21 protein-coding genes are annotated in these 24023 nt (G+C 42.8%); 14 read left to right on the top strand and 7 right to left on the bottom strand.

The features are described 5' to 3' along the window. Positions 1-54: 54 nt before the first annotated feature. From N5O98_RS01235 to N5O98_RS01205, 7 genes are all read left to right on the top strand, one after another. On the top strand, positions 55-1509 hold the full coding sequence (locus N5O98_RS01235; protein WP_022199365.1) for a sodium:solute symporter: 1455 nt from the start codon (positions 55-57) through the stop codon (positions 1507-1509). 124 nt (positions 1510-1633) lie between these two features. Next, entirely contained in the window at positions 1634-2239 is a 606-nt protein-coding gene (yihA, locus tag N5O98_RS01230) for a ribosome biogenesis GTP-binding protein YihA/YsxC (RefSeq protein WP_004311636.1), read from the top strand. Next, a complete protein-coding gene (locus N5O98_RS01225; protein ID WP_004306277.1) occupies positions 2229-2852 on the top strand; it encodes a DUF4923 family protein in 624 nt (207 codons plus the stop codon). The genes yihA and N5O98_RS01225 overlap by 11 nt, the downstream gene beginning before the upstream one ends. Before the next feature lie 97 nt (positions 2853-2949). Next, positions 2950-3345: a DUF1573 domain-containing protein gene (locus N5O98_RS01220; RefSeq protein ID WP_004300420.1), complete on the top strand. Its 396-nt coding sequence runs from the start codon at positions 2950-2952 to the stop codon at positions 3343-3345. Between the two features lie 105 nt (positions 3346-3450). After that, the gene (locus N5O98_RS01215; RefSeq protein WP_118160971.1) at positions 3451-5439 is read left to right on the top strand and encodes an OPT family oligopeptide transporter; all 1989 of its coding nucleotides are present in this window, start codon (positions 3451-3453) and stop codon (positions 5437-5439) included. Positions 5440-5445: 6 nt separating this feature from the next. Continuing rightward, a complete protein-coding gene (locus N5O98_RS01210) occupies positions 5446-7002 on the top strand; it encodes an N-acetylmuramoyl-L-alanine amidase-like domain-containing protein (RefSeq protein ID WP_022199364.1) in 1557 nt (518 codons plus the stop codon). A 2-nt stretch (positions 7003-7004) separates the two neighbouring features. Then, positions 7005-7922 (top strand): PorV/PorQ family protein, encoded by a 918-nt coding sequence (locus N5O98_RS01205; RefSeq protein ID WP_004311633.1) that lies wholly within the window; start codon positions 7005-7007, stop codon positions 7920-7922. Here the strand turns inward: N5O98_RS01205 and lipB are convergent. Then, positions 7879-8562 (bottom strand): lipoyl(octanoyl) transferase LipB, encoded by a 684-nt coding sequence (lipB, locus tag N5O98_RS01200; RefSeq protein WP_004311632.1) that lies wholly within the window; start codon positions 8560-8562, stop codon positions 7879-7881. The two genes, N5O98_RS01205 and lipB, sit on opposite strands and share 44 nt — an antisense overlap. Before the next feature lie 66 nt (positions 8563-8628). Between lipB and N5O98_RS01195 the strand changes: the two genes are divergently transcribed. Further along, positions 8629-9468 (top strand): helix-turn-helix domain-containing protein, encoded by an 840-nt coding sequence (locus N5O98_RS01195; RefSeq protein WP_004311631.1) that lies wholly within the window; start codon positions 8629-8631, stop codon positions 9466-9468. Between the two features lie 179 nt (positions 9469-9647). On the opposite strand, the gene N5O98_RS01190 is transcribed toward N5O98_RS01195, so the two are convergent. The 4 genes from N5O98_RS01190 to N5O98_RS01175 all read right to left on the bottom strand — a co-directional run bounded on the left by N5O98_RS01190 (position 9648) and on the right by N5O98_RS01175 (position 15100). Further along, positions 9648-11858, bottom strand: coding sequence for a heavy metal translocating P-type ATPase (locus N5O98_RS01190; RefSeq protein WP_004311630.1), 2211 nt, complete (start codon positions 11856-11858; stop codon positions 9648-9650). Between the two features lie 99 nt (positions 11859-11957). Continuing rightward, positions 11958-12281, bottom strand: coding sequence for a heavy-metal-associated domain-containing protein (locus N5O98_RS01185; RefSeq protein ID WP_004306288.1), 324 nt, complete (start codon positions 12279-12281; stop codon positions 11958-11960). A 73-nt stretch (positions 12282-12354) separates the two neighbouring features. After that, on the bottom strand, positions 12355-14577 hold the full coding sequence (locus tag N5O98_RS01180; RefSeq protein WP_008647295.1) for a TonB-dependent receptor: 2223 nt from the start codon (positions 14575-14577) through the stop codon (positions 12355-12357). A gap of 124 nt (positions 14578-14701) precedes the next feature. Continuing rightward, positions 14702-15100 (bottom strand): hypothetical protein, encoded by a 399-nt coding sequence (locus tag N5O98_RS01175; protein WP_004306293.1) that lies wholly within the window; start codon positions 15098-15100, stop codon positions 14702-14704. 196 nt (positions 15101-15296) lie between these two features. Between N5O98_RS01175 and N5O98_RS01170 the strand changes: the two genes are divergently transcribed. From N5O98_RS01170 to gcvP, 6 genes are all read left to right on the top strand, one after another. Beyond that, positions 15297-16382, top strand: a complete 1086-nt coding sequence (locus tag N5O98_RS01170; RefSeq protein ID WP_004306295.1) for a metallophosphoesterase — start codon at positions 15297-15299, stop codon at positions 16380-16382. 72 nt (positions 16383-16454) lie between these two features. Further along, positions 16455-16688: a YecH family metal-binding protein gene (locus N5O98_RS01165; RefSeq protein WP_004306297.1), complete on the top strand. Its 234-nt coding sequence runs from the start codon at positions 16455-16457 to the stop codon at positions 16686-16688. 144 nt (positions 16689-16832) lie between these two features. Continuing rightward, entirely contained in the window at positions 16833-17684 is an 852-nt protein-coding gene (locus N5O98_RS01160) for an RsiV family protein (protein WP_004326964.1), read from the top strand. Between the two features lie 113 nt (positions 17685-17797). Beyond that, the gene (gene rsmG / locus N5O98_RS01155) at positions 17798-18418 is read left to right on the top strand and encodes a 16S rRNA (guanine(527)-N(7))-methyltransferase RsmG (protein WP_004300406.1); all 621 of its coding nucleotides are present in this window, start codon (positions 17798-17800) and stop codon (positions 18416-18418) included. Between the two features lie 43 nt (positions 18419-18461). Further along, entirely contained in the window at positions 18462-19100 is a 639-nt protein-coding gene (locus tag N5O98_RS01150; protein ID WP_004311627.1) for an MBL fold metallo-hydrolase, read from the top strand. Positions 19101-19212: 112 nt separating this feature from the next. Next, positions 19213-22062 carry an aminomethyl-transferring glycine dehydrogenase gene (gene gcvP, locus N5O98_RS01145; RefSeq protein ID WP_004311626.1) on the top strand — a complete coding sequence of 950 codons (2850 nt, stop codon included), beginning with the start codon at positions 19213-19215 and terminating at the stop codon, positions 22060-22062. Positions 22063-22249: 187 nt separating this feature from the next. Here the strand turns inward: gcvP and N5O98_RS01140 are convergent, their stop codons facing one another. After that, positions 22250-22819 carry a nitroreductase family protein gene (locus N5O98_RS01140; RefSeq protein ID WP_004300403.1) on the bottom strand — a complete coding sequence of 190 codons (570 nt, stop codon included), beginning with the start codon at positions 22817-22819 and terminating at the stop codon, positions 22250-22252. 68 nt (positions 22820-22887) lie between these two features. Then, positions 22888-23973 carry an HpaII family restriction endonuclease gene (locus tag N5O98_RS01135; RefSeq protein WP_004311625.1) on the bottom strand — a complete coding sequence of 362 codons (1086 nt, stop codon included), beginning with the start codon at positions 23971-23973 and terminating at the stop codon, positions 22888-22890. Between the last annotated feature and the right edge of the window lie 50 nt (positions 23974-24023).

Raw genomic sequence — 24023 nt, 5'->3', positions numbered from 1 at the left:
AGATACAGATTATTGTTTTTAATACCTACAAAAATTGCTACCTTTGCATCTGTTATGATGATACTAGTCACTATTCTTTGCTACTTCGCGGTATTATTACTAATAGCCCGTATCACCGGACGTAAGGGCGGATCGAATGCAGCGTTCTTCAAGGGAGAGAACCAATCACCTTGGTATATAGTCTCTTTTGGAATGATTGGCGCCTCTATCTCCGGAGTCACTTTCGTCTCTGTACCGGGAATGGTGCGCGGAATGGATATGACGTATATGCAAACGGTACTCGGATTTTTCTTCGGATACATGGCCGTAGCCCATATCTTACTTCCTTTATATTATAAGTTGAATCTGACAAGTATCTACGGATATCTCGGCACCCGCATCGGGATGCGTGCCTATCGCACCGGTTCCTTTTTCTTTCTGCTGTCACGCATGTTGGGAACCGCAGCCAAACTTTATCTGGTATGCCTCATTCTCCATACGTATGTATTTCAGGAAATGCACGTTCCCTTTTGGCTGATTGCTGTCGGTTCGGTTGCATTGGTATGGATATATACTCATAAAAGCGGAATAAAGACCATTGTGTGGACAGATACCTTACAAACATTTTGCCTGATTGCCGCTCTGATTTTTATCATCTATTTTACGATCCAAAGATTAGACCTTAACTTCAGCGGCATTGTGCAAACAATCCAAAACAGCGAACACAGCCGTATTTTTGTATTTGACGACTGGGTATCCCGACAGAACTTCTTCAAACAGTTCTTCAGTGGTATCTTCATCGTCATCGTAATGACCGGACTGGATCAGGATATGATGCAAAAGAATCTTTCTTGCCGGAACCTCCAGGAAGCACAAAAAAACATGTACTGCTACGGTTTCTCATTCATTCCGCTAAATTTCCTTTTTCTATGCTTGGGAATTCTATTAATAGCGCTAGCGGGACAGATGCACCTCGAACTGCCAGCCATGAATGATGATATACTACCCATGTTTGCAGCCCAAGGTTATCTGGGACAATCCGTATTGGTACTTTTTACAATCGGTATTATCGCAGCAGCTTTCAGCAACTCGGATTCCGCCCTGACAGCCATGACAACCAGTGTATGCGTAGACCTGCTGAATACGGAAAAAGACACAGAAGAAACGGCACGTCGCAAAAGAAGCAAAGTGCATTTATCGTTATCAGTCTTATTGGCATTCTTCATCTGCCTGGTAGAAATACTTAATAATAAGAGCGTTATTGACGCCATATATATCATCGCCTCCTACACATACGGCCCCCTGCTTGGAATGTTTGCTTTCGGACTTTTTACACGCAGGCAAACGAACGACCGGTGGGTTCCTCTCATAGCCATCCTTTCACCACTGATCTGCTATCTTGCCGACTGGTGGATTGAAAAAGAAACCGGATATAAATTCGGTTATGAATTGCTAATGTTAAATGGAACGCTTACCTTTGCGGGGTTAATTTGTATGTCTAAAAAAGGGAAAACGCTGAAAGTACCATGAAAACAGGTACTCCGAAGTTTATAATAAATAATGGCAGAGTTTATTATAAACTGCGCAATAGTTTATTATAAACAATGAACAAGTTTATTATAAACGATTTTACAAAGAAATAAATGACAAGAAAATGGAAATAACAAGTGCTGAATTTGTGATTAGCAATACGGACGTGAAGAAATGCCCAGCCGGTATTTTCCCGGAATATGCCTTTATAGGCCGTTCGAATGTGGGTAAATCAAGTCTTATCAATATGTTGACCAGTCGTAAAGGTCTGGCCATGACCTCCTCTACTCCGGGAAAAACGATGTTAATCAACCACTTCCTTATCAATAAGAATTGGTATCTCGTCGACCTTCCGGGATATGGCTATGCCCGACGCGGACAAAAAGGGAAAGACCAGATACGCACCATAATCGAAGATTATATTTTGGAACGGGAGCAAATGACCAACCTCTTTGTCCTGATAGACAGCCGGCTGGAACCTCAAAAAATAGACCTTGAGTTTATGGAATGGCTGGGCGAGAACGGTATCCCCTTCTCTATCATCTTTACCAAAGCCGATAAACTCAAAGGTGGACGTTTAAAAATGAATATCAATGCCTATTTACGTGAGTTGAGTAAACAATGGGAAGAGCTCCCTCCTCACTTCGTATCTTCCTCGGAAGACCGCACAGGACGTATTGATATACTCAACTACATAGAAAACATAAACAAGGATCTCAATGTTAAATGAAAGAAGAATGAAAATGAAAAAGAGTTTTTTATCTATTGCCTTTATGGCAGTATTTATGCTGATGGCGACTAACAGCCAGGCGCAATCATGGTCCGACTTATTAAATAAGGACAACATTTCAAAAGTAGTGAATGCCATCACCGGAACCACCGAATCTATCGACATGACCGGAACATGGAACTACAAAGGTTCGGCCGTAGAGTTCGAATCGGATAACTTACTAATGAAAGCAGGCGGAGCTGCCGCAGCCACTATGGCTGAAAATAAGCTGAACGAACAATTAAGCAAAATAGGTATTAAAGACGGCCAAATGAGTTTCACTTTCAATGCCGACAGTACTTTCACCAGCACGGTGGGCAAGAAAACATTGAAAGGCACTTACTCCTACAATGCTTCAACCAAACAAGTTGATTTGAAGTATTTGAAACTTCTGAATCTGCACGCTAAAGTAAATTGCAGTTCCAGTTCACTGGAGTTACTGTTCAACTCGGACAAACTGTTGAAATTAATGGCTTTCATCGGCAGCAAAAGCAGCAGTACCGCACTGAAAACAGTTAGTTCACTGGCCGAAAATTACGATGGAATGATGCTCGGATTCCAACTCTCAAAATAGCAAAAGAGAATCGTTTAATACTATTTCGCACTCCATAAAGTATATTTTAGGGGAAAAGCATTATCTTTGTCGTTTGTAATCAAAAAGAGAAGGAAAAATGAAAAAGATACTTTTTTTAATGACCCTGTTAGTAATGGGCGTAAGCTTTGCATTTGCACAAACAAATGCAGATATCAAGTTTGACAAAACAACTCACGATTTCGGTAAGTTTTCTGAAAACAGCCCGGTTGTCAGTTGCACATTTACCTTTACTAATATCGGCGATGCCCCGCTGGTGATCCATCAGGCTGTAGCCTCTTGCGGATGTACAGTACCCGAATATACAAAGGAACCCATCATGCCGGGTAAAAAGGGAACAATCAAGGTGACTTATAACGGAACAGGCAAATATCCGGGACATTTCAAAAAATCAATCACCTTGCGTACCAACGCCAAAACAGAGATGGTAAGATTGTATATCGAAGGCGATATGACGGCAAAAGATGCAAAGTAGGAAAAAATAGACTATTACATAAAGGAGAATCTTTCGGTTCTCCTTTTTTTTTGTTTACTTTGAGGACGGAAATGTAAATTAACACATTAGCAAATTATAAAAACTATGAAACAAGAAGAAGACAAATTCACCGGGTTACCCGAGAATGCGTTCAGAGAGTTGAAACCTGGGGAAGTGTACAACCCGTTGATGGGTCCCTCTAAAAATTATCTGGAAGTTAATATCTGGTCAGTAGCATGGGGTATTGCCATGGCAATCCTTTTTTCAGCCGCCGCTGCCTATCTGGGGTTGAAGGTCGGACAGGTATTTGAAGCAGCTATTCCAATTGCGATCATTGCCGTAGGAGTTTCCGGAGCTGCCAAAAGAAAAAATGCGTTGGGCGAAAATGTGATTATCCAGTCTATCGGAGCTTGTTCCGGAGTAATCGTTGCCGGAGCGATCTTCACCCTCCCCGCTCTTTATATTCTCCAAGCTAAATATCCCGAGATGACGGTTACCTTCATGCAGGTATTCATCAGCTCTTTATTGGGTGGCGTATTGGGTATTCTATTCCTGATCCCTTTCCGTAAATACTTCGTCAGCGACATGCATGGAAAATATCCTTTCCCGGAAGCAACAGCTACTACACAGGTGTTGATCTCCGGAGAAAAAGGCGGCAGCCAGGCCAAACCATTATTGATGGCAGGTATGATCGGCGGATTATATGACTTCATCGTAGCGACATTCGGATGGTGGAACGAGAATTTTACTACCCGTGTTTGCAGTGCCGGAGAAATGCTGGCAGAAAAGGCAAAATTGGTATTCAAGGTAAACACCGGTGCCGCTGTGCTTGGTTTGGGATATATCGTCGGACTGAAATATGCTTCCATCATTTGTGCCGGTTCACTGGCTGTGTGGTGGATTATCATTCCGGGAATGTCTGCTATCTGGGGTGACAGTGTACTGAATGCATGGAATCCGGAAATCACCTCTACCGTAGGTATGATGAGCCCGGAAGAAATATTCAAATATTATGCCAAGAGCATCGGTATCGGCGGTATCGCTATGGCAGGTGTGATCGGTATTATCCGTTCCTGGGGCATCATCAAGAGCGCTGTCGGGCTGGCAGCCAAAGAAATGGGCGGTAAAGGGAATGTAGAGAAGAGCATTATCCGTACCCAACGGGATCTTTCCATGAAGATTATCGCTATCGGTTCCATCATCACACTGATATTAATCGTATTATTCTTCTATCTCGATGTCATGCAAGGGAATCTGTTGCATACATTGGTAGCCATTGTATTGGTTGCCGGCATCTCTTTCCTGTTCACCACAGTAGCAGCTAACGCCATTGCGATTGTTGGTACTAATCCGGTTTCGGGAATGACATTGATGACACTGATATTGGCTTCCGTAGTGATGGTAGCTGTCGGACTGAAAGGTCCTTCGGGCATGGTTGCCGCATTGGTAATGGGTGGTGTAGTATGTACCGCACTGTCGATGGCAGGAGGTTTTATCACCGACTTGAAGATTGGTTACTGGCTCGGAAGCACGCCTGCCAAACAGGAAACATGGAAGTTCTTGGGAACAATCGTATCGGCTGCAACAGTAGGCGGTGTAATGATTATCCTGAATAAGACATACGGATTTACAAGTGGCGCATTGGCTGCTCCGCAAGCAAATGCGATGGCGGCCGTTATCGAACCACTAATGAGCGGTGTAGGTGCACCCTGGTTGTTATATGGCATTGGGGCTGTCTTAGCTATTATTCTGACTCTTTGTAAAATTCCTGCATTAGCTTTCGCATTGGGTATGTTTATTCCATTGGAACTAAATGTACCGTTGGTAGTGGGTGGAGCAGTGAATTGGTTTGTTACAACACGTAGCAAAGATGCATCTCTGAATACGGAAAGAGGTGAAAAAGGAACTTTACTGGCATCCGGTTTCATTGCCGGAGGTGCATTGATGGGAGTAATCAGTGCCGCGATGCGCTTTGGTGGAATCAATCTGGTTAATGAGGCATGGTTGAACAATACTTGGTCAGAAGTGTTGGCATTAGGAGCGTATGCCTTACTGATTCTTTACTTTATAAAGGCTTCAATGAAAGTTAAATAAATCATTATGAGGAGACTATTATCCATTATAGTATCACTTGTAACTGCCATATCATTTGCGCAGCAGCCCGTCGAGCTACCTTTGTGGCCCGACGGTGCTCCCAACTCCAGTGGACTAACCGGAGAGGAGCAGGAAACGCGTCCTCATTTTGTCACGAATGTCACGCATCCCACCCTGACGGTCTACCACCCGGAAGAGCCGAATGGAATGGCTATTATCATGTGTCCCGGAGGCGGGTATCGTGGACTGGGTATGGATGGAGAGGGGTATGATATGGCTCCCTGGTTCTGCGGACAAGGTATTACCTATATAGTATTAAAATACCGGATGCCGAACGGACATTGGGAAGTCCCCGTATCAGACGCCGAACAAGCCATTCGCATGGTACGCCAACATGCCAAAGAATGGAATGTCGACCCTTACAAGGTAGGATTAATGGGAGCCTCTGCGGGAGGACATTTAACTGCTACACTCGCCACTCACTACAATTCGGAAACACGTCCGGACTTTCAGATATTACTTTATCCGGTGGTTACGATGATGCAAGTCACCCGTGGAAATACAAGAACTGCATTGCTAGGCAAAAATCCAACAATGGAACAAATACAGAAGTTTTCCGCCGAATTGCAAGTAACGCCCGATACTCCACAAGCATTTATCGCTCTTACCTCCGACGACCCTTCCGTAGCACCTTACCACGGAGTAAACTATTACCTTGCTTTACAGAAAAACAAGGTTCCGGCAACTCTCCATGTTTATCCTACCGGAGGACATGGCTGGGGATTTCAGGATCATTTTAAATATAAGCAACAATGGACACAGGAATTGGAGAAATGGTTGCGCGACGGCGTTGTATTCCCGGAAAACCCCGAACCCATGTTACGAATCGGGAAATCTTACCTGGGAACTAAATACGTGGCTAACACATTAGATCAAGACGGAGAAGAATCATTAGTGATCCGGACTGATGCCGTAGATTGCCTCACTTTCGTAGAATACACGTTGGCACAGGCACTCGGCTCTTCCTTTGCCGACAATCTGCAAAAAATACGTTATCGGGACGGCATCATCAACGGTTATCCTTCCCGGTTGCATTATACTTCCGAATGGATAGAGAACGGAATCCGCCACGGATTCCTCACCGACATTACTGCCAAAAACAGTGCGCATACCCAGAAAATCTCTCTTTCGTATATGTCTACCCATCCCAAGCAATATAAAAAATTGGCTGATTCGCCGGAAAATGTACGACAAATGGCCGAATATGAAAAAGCAATCTCCGGAAAAGTCGTACATTGGTTGCCGAAAAGCGAACTGCCGGAAGCCGGATTGCCCTGGATCATGAATGGAGACATTATTGCTATTACAACGAAGATGCCCGGACTGGACATTGCTCATGTGGGAATAGCAGAATATAAAGAGGGAAAACTGCACCTGCTGCACGCTTCTTCTACATTGGGAAAAGTAGTTGTCAGCGACGAACCTCTCAATCACATGCTAAACAACAATAAATCGTGGACAGGCATACGTGTTGTCCGGATGTCTCACTCTAAAAATAACTGATTATGAAACGAGTAAAACATTTCCTTCTCGCCTCGTGCTTATTCCCCACTTTGCTGGGAGCACAAGAAATGGCAAGCGCCTATTTTCTGGAACTTACTCCGGACGCCCAATCGGCAGGTATGGCAGGTACAGGATTAGCTACCACCGATAACGGTAGTACAGCTATTTTTCATAATGCTTCTACCATCGCTTTCTCACAAGAAGTGATGGGTGCGAGTTATTCATACGCTAAGATCAACCAAGATTATGCGCTACATAGCGCCTCTCTTTTCTACCGGATCGGAAGGGAAGGCATACATGGATTTGCTGTAGGTTTCCGGCATTTCAAAGATCCTAAGGTATTCGATTACCGTCCTCATATCTGGGATTTAGAAGCTGCTTATTTCAGAAATGTAGCCAAAAATCTGTCTCTTTCATTAACGTTCAGATACCTGCAAGCCAAAGCCGCGGAAAACGCAGACAGCAAGAATAGCGTTTGTCTGGACTTCGGCGCGACCTACTATCGCAATATGGCTCTATTGGACGAAATGGCTTCCTGGAGCATTGGTTTCCAAGCTGCCAACTTAGGTAAAAAGCTGGACGGACAAAAGTTACCCGCCAGATTAGGATTGGGAGGTACAATCGACCTGCCATTCAGCATAGAAAACCGTTTGCAAGTGGCTCTCGACTTCAACTATCTGCTCCCCTCTGAAATCCGTCATCTCCAGGCTGGCATAGGAGCTGAATATAATTTCCTGAAATATGGTGTTGTCCGTGCGGGATATCATTTCGGAGACAAAGACAAAGGAGCGGGCAACTACGGCACCCTAGGCTGCGGAATAAACTTCTGGCCGATACGTGCAGACTTCTCATACGCCTTGGCTGATAAAGATTGCTTTATGCGCCGCACCTGGCAACTGGGAGTTGGAATAGTTTTCTAAGCTCCTCTTCGAGGCGTTGCTTCACTTCGTCCATCGGCACATCGTGCTTTAATTCCTGACGAAGAGAAGTGACGCCTTTATCTATAAATCCGCAAGGGTGGATATAACTGAAATAACGTAAATCGGTATTCACATTCAGAGCCAGTCCATGCATCGTGACATAATGGCTGCTCCTCACTCCGATAGCACAAATCTTACGCGCACGAGGCGTATCACCTTCCAACCAGACTCCTGTCGCTTTCTCCAAACGTCCGGCCTCAATGCCATAAAAAGCACATACCCGAATCACCGCTTCTTCCAGCAAATGCACGTACTCTTTCAATCCTAACTGAAATTCTTCCAGGTTTAATATCGGATAACATACCAATTGTCCCGGACCATGATAAGTAATGTCCCCTCCCCGATCAATATGATAAAGGGTGGCATCAATTGCTTTCAGTTGTTCATCACTCAACAACATATTATTTTCTTTCCCGCTACGTCCTAATGTATAAACATGGGGATGTTCGCACATCACAATACGGTTTTCATAACTCTCGCCCTGAACTTTTGCCCGGACAATGTTATCAAACCATTCTGTCTGCCGTTGCCATGCTTCGGCGTATGGTATCAAATTCCAATCAATAAAAAATGTTTTCATAAAAACAAAGGTAAGAAATAAAAAGAAAATGCGTACATTTGTTGGCCTAATATAACACACACAACTATGAAAATGGACTTTCCACAGGTAGACTTGCCTACCGAAGTATTAGCATGGACGAATGTAACAGAAGACATTCTCAATATTTACAAGCAATCTTGCCGGTTGCAAGCATGTATTGTTGCCATCTGTACCGAAGGTTCGATGAAAGCCTCCATCAATCTGCTTGATTATGAGATTCGTCCTAATGACCTGATAACTCTGTTACCGGGAACAATCATTCAGTTTCGGGAGAGAACAGAAAAGGTATGCCTTTGCTTTGCCGGCTTTTCCGCACATTGCGCCGGACGAATCAACCTGATGAAGAATATTGGTAACGCATATCCCAAACTGATAGAACAGCCGGTGGTTCCTCTTAATGAAGAGGTAGCCAGTTATCTGAAAGACTATTTTGCTCTATTATCACGGGCCAGCTGCAATGAGAACTTCGAAATGGATTCTGAATTGGTTGAATTGTCTCTTCAGACCATCCTGACAAGCATACGATTGATATATCATAAATTTCCGGGTGAAAACGGTAGTTCGAATCGAAAAAAAGAAATCTGCCGGGAACTGATTCATGTTATCACCGAGAATTATAAAAACGAACGTCGTGCACAGTTCTACGCAGATAAATTAGGTATATCTCTTCAACATTTAAGTACGACAGTAAGACAAGTGACAGGTAAAAGTGTATTGGACACTATTGCATATATTGTCATTATGGATGCTAAAGCCAAACTGAAAGGAACCAATATGACTATCCAAGAGATAGCATATTCTCTAAACTTCCCCAGTGCCTCTTTCTTTGGCAAGTATTTCAGACGATATGTAGGAATGACGCCATTGGAATTTAGAAACAGATAATTTATACGAAGGACGATAGAAAACATAAATGGTGAGTTGTAAAACAATGAACGGTGAATAAATTGCGTATTATCCGCAAAGTATTCACCGTCTATTATTTACAGTTCGCTGTTCATAAATGACAGCTTACCATTCATCGTTTACAGCTTACAGGTTCCTGTCTTTTTATAGTTCATTTCTCATTTTCGTCCCAAGCTCAACGAATTGAGCACTACGCTCACGCTGGAGAACGCCATTGCGGCACTTGCCAGCATCGGATTCAATAACAAACCATTCAGCGGGAACAAGATACCGGCAGCAATAGGAATACCGATCAGGTTGTAAATAAACGCCCAGAAAAGGTTCTGATGAATCAGTTTGACTGTCTGCTTTGACAACTGGAAGGCTTTAGGAAGCAGCAACAAGTCCGATGTCATCAAAGTCACCATAGCCACGTCCATAGCAATATCAGTTCCTTTTCCCATAGCAATGCTGACGTCAGCCAATGCCAGTGCCTGCGAATCATTGATACCATCGCCCACCATCGCAACCTTCTTTCCCTGCATTTGAAGCTCACGTACAAATTCGGCCTTATCGTCCGGTAGAGCGTCGGCAACAAAACGTTCGATTCCTAAACGGGAAGAAACGGCTAGTGCAGTCCGTTGTCCGTCCCCCGTCAGCATACAGATGTCAATCCCTTGACGTTTCAGTTCCTTCACTGCTTCGGCAGAAGTAGCCTTTATCGGGTCGGAAACAGCAATGATAGCCAGCAACTCGTTTTCACGTCCAAAGTAAATGATGCCGTTACCGTCCGATTCATAGTGAACCAGCATTTCAGCCATCACATCGCTTACTGTCGCACTGAAATCTTTCAGGAGTTTATGACTGCCTACCCAGTAAGTATGTCCCTCATACGAGGCTTTGATTCCTTTTCCCGTAATGCTTTCAAAGCTATCCAACGCGGCAGGTTTTATTTTTTCTTCGTCCTGAAGCGCAGAGACAATAGCGCCGGCAAGCGGATGCTCCGATTTCATTTCCGCAGCTAAAAGTACATCTTTGAAATGTGGTTCCTGCGACTGCGCCCATAACCATCCGGTAGCTGTAGGATGTCCTTCAGTCAGTGTTCCCGTTTTATCCAGAACAACGACATCTACTTTGCGCATTTGTTCCAAAGCCACTGCATCTTTAATCAGAATATGCTGGCTGGCAGCTTTACCTATACCCACCATCAACGCAGTAGGTGTAGCAAGCCCCAAAGCACATGGACAAGCAATGACAAGAACAGAAACAGCCGACAAAATACCATAAGAAATATATTCACTACCACCAATGGTAACCCACAATACAAATGTCAGAATGGCAATGCCCAATACGACAGGTACAAAAATCCCCGTAATACGATCGACAATGCGTTGCACGGGAGCTTTGCTGCCCTGTGCTTCCTGCACCATAGCGATAATACGGGCAAGCACGGTTTCACTGCCTACCTGTGCGGCACGAATGATAAATGAGCCACGCTGGTTGATCGTTCCCGCCAATACTTTATCACCTTTCTTCTTTTCTACCGGAACCGGTTCACCGCTAATCATACTTTCATCGACATACGAGTCGCCTTCGGAAAGCTGACCGTCCACAGGTATTTGTTCTCCCGGGCGTACAACCACCAAATCACCTACCTGGAGTTTCTCAATCAAGATCTCCTCCTCCACTCCATTGCGCAGAACGCGAGCCGCTTTTGGCTGCATTCCCATCAACTTACGAATGGCTGTTGAGGTATTTCCTTTGGCACGTTCTTCCATCAACTTTCCGGTAAGAACGAAAGCGATAATCACCGCAGAAGCCTCATAATAGACATGCGGTTCCAATCCGCAGTCATACCAGAATTCGGGGAAGAAAGTGTTGAACAGACTGAACAGAAAAGCAATGGAAGTACTAAGCGCAACCAAAGTATCCATATTGCTCCGTCCTAATTTAGCCTGTTTCCAGGCTCCGGTGAAGAAACCACCTCCGAAAAAGACCATAACAGGGATAGCAAGTACCATTTGAATCTCATTAGAATATGGCACATGCATCAGTATCATGGAATATACCAATAACGGTACTACCAAAATCCATGCACCAATCACTTTCCACTTCAAACGAGTGTAACGCTTATGCTGTTCCTCTTCCCGGCGTTCTTCTTTGTGGGCTTCTTCCACAATCAGATCATAACCTGCCGCAAGGACAGCCGCACGAATCTCTCCGGGAGTCAAATGCTCTTTCTCATAAGAAACGGTCAATGTATTGGTAGCAAAATTAACGGAAGCCTCAATGACTCCCGGCAATTTTTTCACTGTTTTTTCTACATTATTGGCACATCCTGCACAATGCATATTAAGCACAGGAAATGCCTTTTTTGTTGTGTTACCCATATAATTATAGTTTACGGCCTTCCCCCTCCTCTCAAAAAAGGAGTTGGGGAAGAACCCTTATTTGTTTATAGAAACAAGCTAATACAGGTATTTGTTCAATTACTTCTTATCAGCCTTCTGATCGTCTTTCTTTGTTTCTTTTACAAATTCGGCTTCATAACTGAACTTATTAAACCCTGCCTGCAACTTCTTTACATTCGTTTTTTCAGCGTCATACGTAATGGTTACCATTTTCGTTTTTACTTCGGTCGAAATATCCTTCAACCCTTTCTCAAAACGCATATTGTCCTTTACTTTCTTTTCGCATTTCTCACAGTGCATCTGCGACACTTTAAATACAACAACACGAATATCTTTTGCCAATACAGCTGTTACACTCAAAAGAGCCACTACACAAGTGGCCATCCATCTTTTTGTTTTCATTTTTCCTATCAGTTTAAAATTAGTATTCTTTATTTTCTATGCGATCGTTTCTTTCATTCGCTATTTCCTGCTTTTACTCACTATTTCTAGCTAAGTTAAAACGTATTCCGATATATCCTTTTGCTCCGTGCACCGGTCCCCAAATCATGGTAGAATCAAAGTTGTTCCCCCAGGGATTTGCCGCATCGATAATCGGATTCTTTTGTTTGAAGTTTGTCAGGTTCTCGCCTCCTACGTAGATAGACCAGCGGCGGAAGTAACGGGTCACCTGCAAGCTCAACTGCTCAAAACTGCCGTAACGACGTTCCCAAGACAACTGTCCGTCTCCCTGTTCATAAGGAGTAGGCATCCTACCGCCACCATTCTGTTGCAGTGTGGCGTCAAACTGCCATATTCCCAGCGGAGTTTGGTAAGAAGCCGTGAGTAGTCCTTTATATTTGCTGGTCAGCGGTTTCTCCATTCGTTCACCTTTGTAGGTCGTTTTTGCATCTGTGAGCCGGTAAGCACCTGTCAGAGTGAATCCTTTGAAGAAAGGATAACTTGCTTCCACTTGGAACACATGCGAATAAGAGCGTCCATCCAAATTGTAAAAAGCTACTTCATGGGGGTTGCTATCCATATCCACTATCACTTGTTTCAGGAAATCCGTATAATAGTATTCTGCATTCACATTCAGCGTTTTGCCGAATATAGGGATATAAGTAGAGACGCTGGCACCGTAGTTCCATGCTTCTTCCATATCCAGGTTCTTTGCTATTTCCACCTTACGACTGCTGGAAAGCAGGTAGTTGTTTTCTGCCAACACATGATTGGTACGGTACCCTTTTCCGGCAGAAAGACGGAAATTCACATAATCATTCGGATTGTACTTCAGATGCGCACGCGGAGTCACGAAGAAACCATGTTCGTTACTGTAATCACCACGCAGACCGGCCATTACCATCCATTTATCATTCAGGTTCAACGTATATTGCACGTAAGCACCGGGAACAGCTTCCTTTTCAAAGGCTTTGAGAGGATTGTCCGTTGTATTTTCCAAACGGTAATGTTGGTCATAAGCGTCATAATTGAAGCTCAACCCTGCGGAGAAACTATTTTGCGGATTAAATTCCGTTTCAAACATCAGCGAAGCATAGACGTTGGTTTGATCCACATTATACAGTTTGCGTCCATACGTAGCATCCTGATTGTGTAAAGTGGTGGAAAGAATCAAAGCCAGGTTCGTATTCTTCTCCTTATTAAAGATATAAGCATTCTTGGTGAAGAATTCATAGCGTTCCGTATCGATCCCTACTTTATACAGGTCACCGGAGTGCATTGTCCCTCCATGATTGGCCTGTCCGCTGGTACGTGTTTCAGAAAGGGCTTTGATACCTGCCTGGAAAACATAATGGTCGCCCATGTATGCCCACCGGTTCCACACATTATACTGTTCCACCTGCGGAATATCCACAAATCCGTCATCGTTGCCATCATGCGCCTTGGTCTCATTTTCGTAATGCGCCAGCAGAGAAGTGCTCCATCGTTTGGAAAGTTTCAATGTAGCGTCCGCATTGGCTTCATACCGGTTAGTAGTGCTTGCAAAAAGATTGGCAGACACCCAATCGGCTTCCGGCAACTGTGGTTTCTTAAATTCTACGTTTATCTGTCCTGTGATGGCTTCATAACCATTCTTCACCGAAGATGTTCCTTTGGAAACCTGTATGCTCTGCATCCACGGACCGGGGACATATCCCAATCCATAAGGAGCGGCGGCTCCCCGATAATTCGGAATATTTTCCGTCAACATCTGCACATAAGTGCCGGACAGCCCCAACAATTTAATTTGTTTGGCTCCTGTTGCCGCATCGGAATAACTCACATCTACTGAAGGGTTCGTCACAAAACTTTCACCCAGGTTACAACAAGCGGCTCTACTCAATTCGGCACTGCTTATCATGTCTTCGTTCATCACGCTACTGCGCAATTTCATTGTTCCCAGTTTACGAGTGACAATATTCACTTCATTCAGTTCCACTCCATCACGAAGCACAATATCCAGTTGTTGATTTTTACTGCTCACATGAATCGTATCGTTCTGAAAACCGATAAAGCTGACAATCAGCATGTGGCTTTTAGAAGGTTTAGTAATAGAAAAACTACCATCCTCTTTGGTTGTCACTCCTTGTCCTGTATTCATCCAGAACACATTGGCACCCGGAATAGCCTCCCCGGTACTATCTTTCACTGTTCCCCGTACTTGCGCATATATATTGCCGGCAAATAACAGGAACAGTCCTATTATCATATATTTCATTCTTTCTAAAGTTACTTTCGAGATACAAAATTAATTCATTTCTCATGCAACTTAGTTGCATTCAGTGCTGCTTTACTTTCATGTTCTATTGAAAGCAAAGGATTAAATAAGAAAGAAATAGTGGCTAAATAATATAAGTGGAATATAGCGCCAGCTTCTGCCTCGAACAGAGAGGTGGCGGAGAGGTCAGACTATCATATTCTACCGATTTATCCGCATAGGTCGGAGTCAACAGATAGCAAAAATGCTCACACAAAAGATCGACTACTAAAGCTGATGTTGTCAGTTCAGTAGTATGTTTCATCAAATCGAGCTTATAGATAATAGCTGTACAACCCTTATCTTTACAACCTTTTTTTGAATCACAAGTATGAGTCTTTTTACACTTCGGACAGCCTGTATCACAACAGCTCTGCACCGTTTCACAACGGACACAGCAATAATGCACAATAGAGACTCCACCTCCTGAATAGATAATCAGGAGAGAAAGGATAAGTGCTGTTATGTAGGCTAGTTTTTTCATTTCAGAGGACAAAGATAAGAATAAAAACAGATTTTCCTATAATTTTTCGTAATTAAGATTCAATCAATCCGATACAGACACATTCTCTTTCCTTTATTTGGCTATTTTAGAGTCATATCAGCACTATTAACTCTTTTTACTCAACAATAAAACCTATCTTTGCCCCAATAAATTCTCTGATTTTTAAGTAAACGCTATGCTTACATATTTACTCATCATTATCACTCTTTATCTGGCAGGTAATGCCTACATATTTATCAGAGCAAAGCAAGCTCTGAAAGTTAAATCTCTCGGAGTAAAAATATTCCTGACCGTTTTATTCTGGATATGTGCTTTATCCTTTTTCGGCACGATGCTAACTCGTAACCTTGAGATGCCTGTCTTTATCTCCCATTCAATGTACACCATTGGAACAAGTTGGTTGATATTTACTCTATACATGGCATTATTCTTGCTTTTGTTTGATATCTTGAAATTATTCAAAGTTGTCTACAAATATAGGTTCTATCTGTCTTTAGTGTTCACGTTGGGATTGCTGGGATGTGGGGTATATAACTATCATCACCCGGAAACCAATGTAGTCAGCATTTTAACCAATAAACGATATGAAGATACTCCCCAAGCAATTAAAATCGTCGCAATCAGCGATGTTCACTTGGGAAATGGTACAGGGAAAGCCGCATTAAAAAAATATGTGGAAATGATAAATGCGCAGCATCCCGACCTGATACTGATTAGTGGTGACTTGATTGATAATAGCGTCGTACCTCTTTATACAGAGAATATGGCGGAAGAATTAGCTAACTTGAAAGCTCCTATGGGTATCTATATGGTTCTCGGCAATCACGAATACATTAGCGGTATCGATGAAAGTATCCGATATATTAAAAGCACTCAAATACAATTATTGCGCGATTCAGTAGTTACACTTCCCAACGGCATACAACTGATAGGACGTGATGACCGTCATAACCGCAAGCGTCATTCCCTGCAAGAGTTAATGGTGAATATCGATAAAAGCAAACCTATCATTTTATTGGATCATCAACCTTTTGATTTGGAAAAAACGGAAGCTGCCGGCATCGACCTGCAATTCAGTGGGCATACACACCACGGACAAATATGGCCTATTAATTGGGTGACCGATTATATCTTCGAGCAAAGCCACGGTTATCGCCAATGGGGAAACAGTCACGTGTATGTATCTTCCGGATTGTCTCTTTGGGGACCACCCTTCAGAATAGGAACGCATAGTGAAATGGTTATTTTCAATTTTCAATGAATATTATGCAGTTTTGTCACATATGTTACAGTTTCCAAGCAATCTCTGCCCTATCTTTGCAGAAAAAAGATTATGGAACAATTACATGCTCATGAAGTCCTCCACATGATGGAAGGAAATAGCTACTCGGAATCATCATTGCGGGAAGCAATCATTAAGAAGTTTGGCTCACAGCAACGTTTTTATGCTTGCTCGGCAGAAAACATGGATGTAGATACCCTTATCGAATTTCTGAAAATGAAAGGGAAATTTATGCCTGCTGAAGATGGATTCACAGTAGATATCACTAAAGTTTGCAAGCATTGATTGGCGGATAATATCCGCCAATCCCATTTTGGGGGATAAATAGCTGCATTTTTTTCTGTTTTTATTAGCCCGATTCACGAATTTCATCTATATTTGTCAATAGTGAATGATAAAACAAATGTTGAATTTACAGAAAAAATGGGTATGAAAAAACAATATGTCAGTCTGCTTGCAATTATACTTTCGGTAAGCGGCTTTTTGTTTTCTTGTCATGACAAGATGAACAAAAACACAGGTGCGTTACAGTTTGATAGCATTCAAGTGAATAAGACAGCTCACCTCTTCAATGATACAGCCAAACCGGCCTGCAATATTATTATTAATTTTGCTTATCCGATAAAATCATCGGATGATATGCTGAAAGACAGTCTGAATACTTATTTCATTTCGGCCTGTTTCGGAGATAAATACATCGGCGAAAAACCGGAAGAAGTTGTAAAGCAATATACCGAGAATTATATCAGCGAATACCGTCGCGATCTCGAGCCTATGTATACCGAAGATGAGAAAGACAAGGAAGACGAATCTTCCATCGGTGCCTGGTATTCTTATTATAAAGGTATAGAAAGCCATGTGCAACTGTATGATAAAGATCTACTTGTATATCGCATCGACTATAACGAATATACCGGAGGTGCACATGGAATTTACATGGCAACTTATTTAAATATGGACCTCACCCTGATGCGTCCGCTCCGCCTCGATGATATTTTTGTCGGAGACTACAAAGACGCATTGACCGACCTGATCTGGAATCAGCTCATGGCAGATAACAAAGTGACCACTCACGAAGCATTGGAAGATATGGGATATGCTTCCACCGGGGACATCGCTCCGACAGAAAATTTCTATCTAAGCAAAGAAGGAATCACCTTCTATTATAATGTATACGATATCACTCCTTATTCTATGGGACCTGTAAAGGTAACAATCCCATTTGCTATGATGGAACATCTATTAGGCAGTAACCCGATTCTGGGAGAGCTAAAAAATTAAAAATCATAAAAAGCTGAACACCAATGAATATCCTGTTGTTATCACTTCCATGTGACAGAATAGGATATTCATCCACATCTATCATTCAAAACTTATAATTCAAAATTCAAACAGTGGAAATCATACTGAAATATTTTCCTGATCTGACGGAAGAGCAGCGCAAACAATTCGCAGCTCTATACGACCTCTACACTGACTGGAATTCAAAAATCAACGTTATCTCCCGCAAGGACATTGAGAATTTATATGAGCATCACGTGCTCCATTCATTAGGCATTGCCAAAGTCATCCAATTCCGCCCCGGAACCAGCATCATGGACTTGGGTACAGGAGGAGGTTTTCCCGGCATTCCTTTAGCAATCCTGTTTCCCGAGGTAAAATTCCACCTCGTAGACAGTATCGGCAAAAAAGTACGTGTAGCAACCGAAGTGGCAAATGCCATCGGACTGAAAAATGTGACTTTCCGCCATGCCCGTGCAGAAGAGGAGAAACGAACGTTCGACTTTGTTGTCAGCCGTGCCGTAATGCCTTTGGCGGATTTGATTAAGATTATTAAAAAGAATATCTCTTCGAAACAACAGAATGCATTGCCCAACGGACTTATCTGTCTCAAAGGCGGTGAACTGGAGCATGAAACAATGCCGTTCAAACATAAAACGGTCATTCATAGCTTGAGCGACAACTTCGAGGAAGAGTTCTTTAAAACAAAAAAAGTGGTATATGTTCCGATTTAAACAAGACTATATGTTCTGATAGATGATAAATCATAGAGAAACCATGAAAATAAAAAGATTTGAATTTAATATGTTTCCCGTAAATTGCTACGTATTATGGGATGACACTAAAGAAGCAGTCGTAATTGATCCGGGCTGTTTCTATGAAGAAGAAAAGCAGGCACTGAAAAAGTTCATTCTTACCAATGAACTGAATGTAAAGCATCTGCTGAATACTCATTTACACCTAGATCATATCTTCGGAAATCCGTTCATGCTGAAAGAATTCGGGTTATCGGCAGAAGCAAACAAAGCAGACGAGTACTGGATTGACGAAGCACCGAAACAAAGCAGAATGTTTGGTTTTCAGTTGCAGGAAGAACCTGTACCACTGGGCAAATACCTGCATGACGGAGATATCATCACTTTCGGACATACCAAACTGGAAGCAATACACGTGCCCGGACATTCACCCGGCAGCTTGGTGTACTATTGCAAAGAAGACAACTGCATGTTCTCCGGTGACGTCCTGTTCCAAGGCAGCATCGGCCGTGCTGATCTCACAGGAGGCAACTTCGATGAACTGATAGAACATATTTGCAGCCGTTTATTTGTTCTTCCCAACGAAACAGTCGTTTATCCGGGACACGGCGCTCCCACGACTATCGGAATGGAAAAAGCTGAAAACCCATTTTTTAGATAATAAAAAAGAAGTATTAAGTATCAGGTATTAGGTATTAACAAGGCTAATCGCCCATTAACCGCAGTAATACTTAATACTTGATACTTAATACTTAATTTAATACTTGATTATTATGAAAACCGATTTGTTAGCTAGCCGTCACATCGGCATCAATGAACAAGATACAGCCATAATGCTCCGCAAAATTGGCGTGAACTCACTGGACGAACTGATTAATCAGACAATTCCCGCCAATATACGGCTGAAAGAGCCGCTTGCATTGACTAGTCCACTGACGGAATACGAATTTGGAAAACACATCGCTGAACTGGCAGCTAAAAACAAACTATATACCACATATATCGGTTTGGGATGGTACAACACGATCACTCCGGCCGTTATCCAGCGGAATGTATTCGAAAACCCAGTATGGTATACTTCTTACACTCCGTACCAGACAGAGGTATCGCAAGGACGTCTGGAAGCATTGATGAATTTCCAGACAGCCGTATGTGATCTTACTGCCATGCCACTCGCCAACTGCTCACTTCTGGACGAAGCAACTGCCGCCGCCGAAGCCGTAAGCATGATGTATGCCTTACGCTCCCGCGCGCAACAGAAAGCCAATGCGAACGTAGTCTTCGTAGACGAGAATATTTTTCCGCAGACATTAGCTGTCATGACTACACGTGCCGTACCTCAAGGCATCGAACTACGTGTAGGTAAATATAAAGATTTTGAACCTTCACCGGAAGTGTTTGCCTGTATTCTGCAATATCCGAACTCACATGGAAACGTAGAGGACTATTCTGAATTTACCGAAAAAGCACATGCCGCAGACTGCAAAGTAGCTGTTGCCGCTGATATTTTAAGTCTCGCCCTGCTAACTCCTCCGGGAGAATGGGGAGCAGATATTGTATTCGGAACCACACAACGCTTGGGTACCCCAATGTTCTATGGCGGTCCATCGGCTGCTTTCTTTGCTACCAAAGACGAATACAAACGGAATATGCCGGGACGAATCATCGGATGGTCTAAAGACAAATATGGCAAACTCTGCTACCGAATGGCTTTACAGACACGTGAACAACATATCAAACGGGAAAAAGCAACTTCAAATATCTGTACCGCACAAGCATTATTAGCTACTATGGCAGGCTTTTACGCCGTTTATCACGGTCAGGAGGGTATCACTACAATTGCATCACGTATACACAGCATTACTGTATTTCTTGAAAAGCAATTAAAGAAATGCGGATATACACAAGTCAACGCTCAATACTTTGACACCTTACGTTTCGAATTGCCCGAACACGTTTCGGCACAGCAAATCCGCACGATAGCACTTACCAAAGAAGTTAATCTGCGCTATTATGAAAATGGCAATGTTGGTTTCAGCATTGACGAAACAACAGATGTGGCAGCTGCCAATGTGTTGCTCTCGATTTTTGCCATTGCCGCCGGAAAAGATTACCAGAAAGTAGACGACATTCCGGAAAGAAGCAACATCGACAAGGATTTAAAACGTACAACTCCTTTCCTGACACATGAAGTATTCAGCAAGTATCACACGGAAACAGAGATGATGCGTTACATCAAACGTCTGGACCGCAAAGATATTTCTCTTGCACAATCCATGATTTCCCTCGGTTCATGTACAATGAAGCTGAATGCAGCCGCAGAAATGTTGCCTTTAAGCCGTCCCGAGTTTATGGGTATGCACCCGCTGGTTCCGGAAGACCAAGCAGAAGGTTATCGTGAATTAATCAAGAACCTAAGTGAAGATTTGAAAGTTATCACCGGGTTTGCAGGGGTCAGCCTACAACCCAATTCGGGTGCTGCAGGAGAATATGCAGGCCTTCGTGTGATTCGCGCCTATCTCGAAAGTATCGGTCAGGGACACCGTAACAAAGTCTTGATTCCAGCTTCGGCTCACGGAACAAATCCTGCGTCTGCTATACAGGCAGGCTTCGTAACTGTTACCTGTGCATGCGACGAGCAGGGGAATGTAGAAATGGCTGACCTACGTGTAAAAGCTGAAGAAAATAAAGATGAATTGGCTGCACTGATGATTACTTATCCTTCTACACATGGTATCTTCGAGACCGAGATAAAAGAGATTTGCGACATCATTCACGCCTGTGGTGCACAAGTATATATGGACGGAGCCAACATGAATGCACAGGTAGGATTAACCAATCCGGGATTCATCGGTGCAGATGTCTGTCACTTGAATCTTCATAAAACATTCGCTTCCCCTCATGGTGGCGGAGGTCCGGGAGTCGGTCCTATCTGCGTAGCCGAACATTTGGTTCCTTTCCTTCCCGGACACGGAATCTTCGGCAATTCACAAAATCAAGTATCGGCAGCTCCATTCGGCAGTGCAGGTATTCTGCCTATCACATACGGATATATCCGCATGATGGGTGCAGAAGGACTGACACAGGCGACTAAAATTGCGATCCTGAACGCTAATTATCTGGCTACTTGTCTGAAAGATACGTATGGAGTTGTTTATCGGGGAGCCAACGGTTTCGTAGGGCACGAAATGATTCTGGAATGCCGGAAAGTACATGAAGAAGCAGGAATCTCGGAGAATGATATTGCCAAACGCCTGATGGATTACGGTTATCATGCTCCTACCCTCTCCTTCCCCGTCCACGGTACGTTGATGATTGAACCAACAGAAAGTGAAAGTCTGGCAGAACTAGACAATTTCGTAGATGTCATGCTGAATATCTGGAAAGAAATTCAAGAAGTGAAGAATGGCGAAGCGGATAAAGATGATAATGTATTGATTAATGCTCCTCATCCAGAATATGAAATTGTAAGTGATCGTTGGGAGCACTCATATACACGCGAGAAAGCAGCTTATCCTATAGAAAGTGTACGTGATAATAAATTCTGGATAAATGTAGCTCGCGTAGATAACACCTTGGGAGACCGTAAGCTACTACCCACTCGCTATGGTACTTTCGAGTAAAAAGAGGTCTATCCAAAGAGATTTACAGAGCACTGTCTCTTAAAGAATCACCTCACAAAAATAAGGGGATGTATCAAAAACTCCCCTTTTATCGAAATCACCCTCGCTACAACTTTCTGTGGCGAGGGTGATTTTTATATGAGAGTTTCGACACAGCCTCTTATTTTATCAGACAAGAAGCTGTATTCTATCTAACGATAGTTATTGTATTAGCCTTTACCTTTTTCTCTTTTATTGGAATCTTCGAATCAGGATAACCCAAAGCTACACAACCGTAGACTTTATGATTGGCAGGAACACCTAAAGCAGTAATAAATTCACGAACCTCCGGATCATCACATGTTGTCCCCAACTGATTGATCCAACAAGAGCCGATACCTAAAGACTGGGCAGCCAGGAACATATTTTCTATGGCACAAGCACAATCCATACCAGCCCACCATTGAGTAGGCTCATTAGATACAATCACTAAAGTCGGAGCATGATAATAGCAACAATAAGTCTTACTATGTCCACGTTCCTGCAAACGAGAATCGTCGCTTTTTGCAAAAGCCCCTTTAATCCGTTCATTCAGTTCTGTCAACTTATCCATATTTTGAATAGCCGTAAAATGCCATGTTTCCAGATGCATTCCACTCGGTGCATAAGTTGCAGCTTCCAAAATAGCCTGCAAATCCTCTTCTAAAACTTGCTGGCCAGTATAAGCCCGTACGCTACGGCGTGCTTTAATGTTCTCTAAAACTTCATTTGTTTTCATGGATAACAAGTATTTTATATAAGTATGCCATCATTATTAGTTTAACTGCATCAATACATTATACTTTTCTACCGTTTGACCAGCCCAATCTTTGCATTCAGTTTGAAATAATAGACTCCATTCTCTCTCTCCAGGAACCCGTATTTGTCTTTCTCTAAAGATCCTTTTTCTAAACGGGTATTTAAAAACAAAAAATCCTCCATTATTTGCTTTTCCGATTTATGATAACAGAGCACTTCTCCATTTCCATCCACCAATAGAATACCTTCCACTGCCGAATCCAATCCATTGTAAATCTTTGCAGGACGCATTCCCAATACTAATGCCATCAAGAACTGCTTCATCTTGAATTCATAGAACTTATGCTTATTGATTAGTTCATCTTTAATCTTCAACGGATTCATTTGTTTAATAACTTCCGTCAACTCACTAATACGGGAGATACCATCCAAATGCATGATACGAACCATTTCTGTCAGTACACGTGGAAAATGCAGATCAATCATCAAAAGATTACTGCGGAATACGCGGTCGGCTACATCAGCGTATTTAAGTACGCCCCCCAAACGTTCGATCATCATCATCCGTTCGGCAACTTCATTCGGAGATTCAGGCAAAGCATTGATTTTATTCACTGTTGGAGTGGCAAATTTGACTCCACTCTGTTCCAGTTTAAGATTCGCTGCACGTCCTCCGTCCAACAACGGATTCATTACGCCCAACCGTGAACGGACATTGAAACCTCTTAACGGAGCTTTCGGATGCCAAAATGTAATGGAAAAATCTGTGCGATCTTCTGTTTTTGCTTCCAAATCGAAAATGGCAGCTTCGTCTAAAAACTCTTCTACTCCTTCTGGAGAAGCAACATCATTTTCCGGCGAAGATTTCACAGCCTGTAATATCAGATCAGCTACAATACCAAAATCTTCACGAGGCATGGACTTACTCCCATTCTCTCCTTCTATACGAATCGTATCTTCTTCAATATAATATTGACGTGTTCCATCATGTTCTTCCCGTTGAATCATTGCAACAGGCCAAAATGTATCTCCCGCCTTTGCTTCTGCTGTGCCTAACACTACTTTTCCATCTGCTAAGAGACGAAAGAAAGAATAGAGTTCGCACCATTCTTTTTTGGTTGCTTCAAATGCCATATATTTTTGTTCTTCTTTATTTTATTACAAATGTTCTATCTTAATTCTAC

The sequence above is a fragment of the Bacteroides sp. LFL-34 genome, from assembly GCF_027257075.1.
Lineage (GTDB): Bacteria > Bacteroidota > Bacteroidia > Bacteroidales > Bacteroidaceae > Bacteroides > Bacteroides ovatus.
This window is presented reverse-complemented; position numbering and strand designations above follow the sequence as displayed.

Excerpts from the sequence above, each read along its gene's own strand:
- N5O98_RS01235 (WP_022199365.1), top strand. The coding sequence starts at position 55 with ATGATGATACTAGTCACTATTCTTTGCTACTTCGCGGTATTATTACTA.
- yihA (WP_004311636.1), top strand. The coding sequence starts at position 1,634 with ATGGAAATAACAAGTGCTGAATTTGTGATTAGCAATACGGACGTGAAG.
- N5O98_RS01225 (WP_004306277.1), top strand. The coding sequence starts at position 2,229 with ATGTTAAATGAAAGAAGAATGAAAATGAAAAAGAGTTTTTTATCTATT.
- N5O98_RS01220 (WP_004300420.1), top strand. The coding sequence starts at position 2,950 with ATGAAAAAGATACTTTTTTTAATGACCCTGTTAGTAATGGGCGTAAGC.
- N5O98_RS01215 (WP_118160971.1), top strand. The coding sequence starts at position 3,451 with ATGAAACAAGAAGAAGACAAATTCACCGGGTTACCCGAGAATGCGTTC.
- N5O98_RS01210 (WP_022199364.1), top strand. The coding sequence starts at position 5,446 with ATGAGGAGACTATTATCCATTATAGTATCACTTGTAACTGCCATATCA.
- N5O98_RS01205 (WP_004311633.1), top strand. The coding sequence starts at position 7,005 with ATGAAACGAGTAAAACATTTCCTTCTCGCCTCGTGCTTATTCCCCACT.
- lipB (WP_004311632.1), bottom strand. The coding sequence starts at position 8,562 with ATGAAAACATTTTTTATTGATTGGAATTTGATACCATACGCCGAAGCA.
- N5O98_RS01195 (WP_004311631.1), top strand. The coding sequence starts at position 8,629 with ATGAAAATGGACTTTCCACAGGTAGACTTGCCTACCGAAGTATTAGCA.
- N5O98_RS01190 (WP_004311630.1), bottom strand. The coding sequence starts at position 11,858 with ATGGGTAACACAACAAAAAAGGCATTTCCTGTGCTTAATATGCATTGT.
- N5O98_RS01185 (WP_004306288.1), bottom strand. The coding sequence starts at position 12,281 with ATGAAAACAAAAAGATGGATGGCCACTTGTGTAGTGGCTCTTTTGAGT.
- N5O98_RS01180 (WP_008647295.1), bottom strand. The coding sequence starts at position 14,577 with ATGAAATATATGATAATAGGACTGTTCCTGTTATTTGCCGGCAATATA.
- N5O98_RS01175 (WP_004306293.1), bottom strand. The coding sequence starts at position 15,100 with ATGAAAAAACTAGCCTACATAACAGCACTTATCCTTTCTCTCCTGATT.
- N5O98_RS01170 (WP_004306295.1), top strand. The coding sequence starts at position 15,297 with ATGCTTACATATTTACTCATCATTATCACTCTTTATCTGGCAGGTAAT.
- N5O98_RS01165 (WP_004306297.1), top strand. The coding sequence starts at position 16,455 with ATGGAACAATTACATGCTCATGAAGTCCTCCACATGATGGAAGGAAAT.
- N5O98_RS01160 (WP_004326964.1), top strand. The coding sequence starts at position 16,833 with ATGAAAAAACAATATGTCAGTCTGCTTGCAATTATACTTTCGGTAAGC.
- N5O98_RS01150 (WP_004311627.1), top strand. The coding sequence starts at position 18,462 with ATGAAAATAAAAAGATTTGAATTTAATATGTTTCCCGTAAATTGCTAC.
- gcvP (WP_004311626.1), top strand. The coding sequence starts at position 19,213 with ATGAAAACCGATTTGTTAGCTAGCCGTCACATCGGCATCAATGAACAA.
- N5O98_RS01140 (WP_004300403.1), bottom strand. The coding sequence starts at position 22,819 with ATGAAAACAAATGAAGTTTTAGAGAACATTAAAGCACGCCGTAGCGTA.
- N5O98_RS01135 (WP_004311625.1), bottom strand. The coding sequence starts at position 23,973 with ATGGCATTTGAAGCAACCAAAAAAGAATGGTGCGAACTCTATTCTTTC.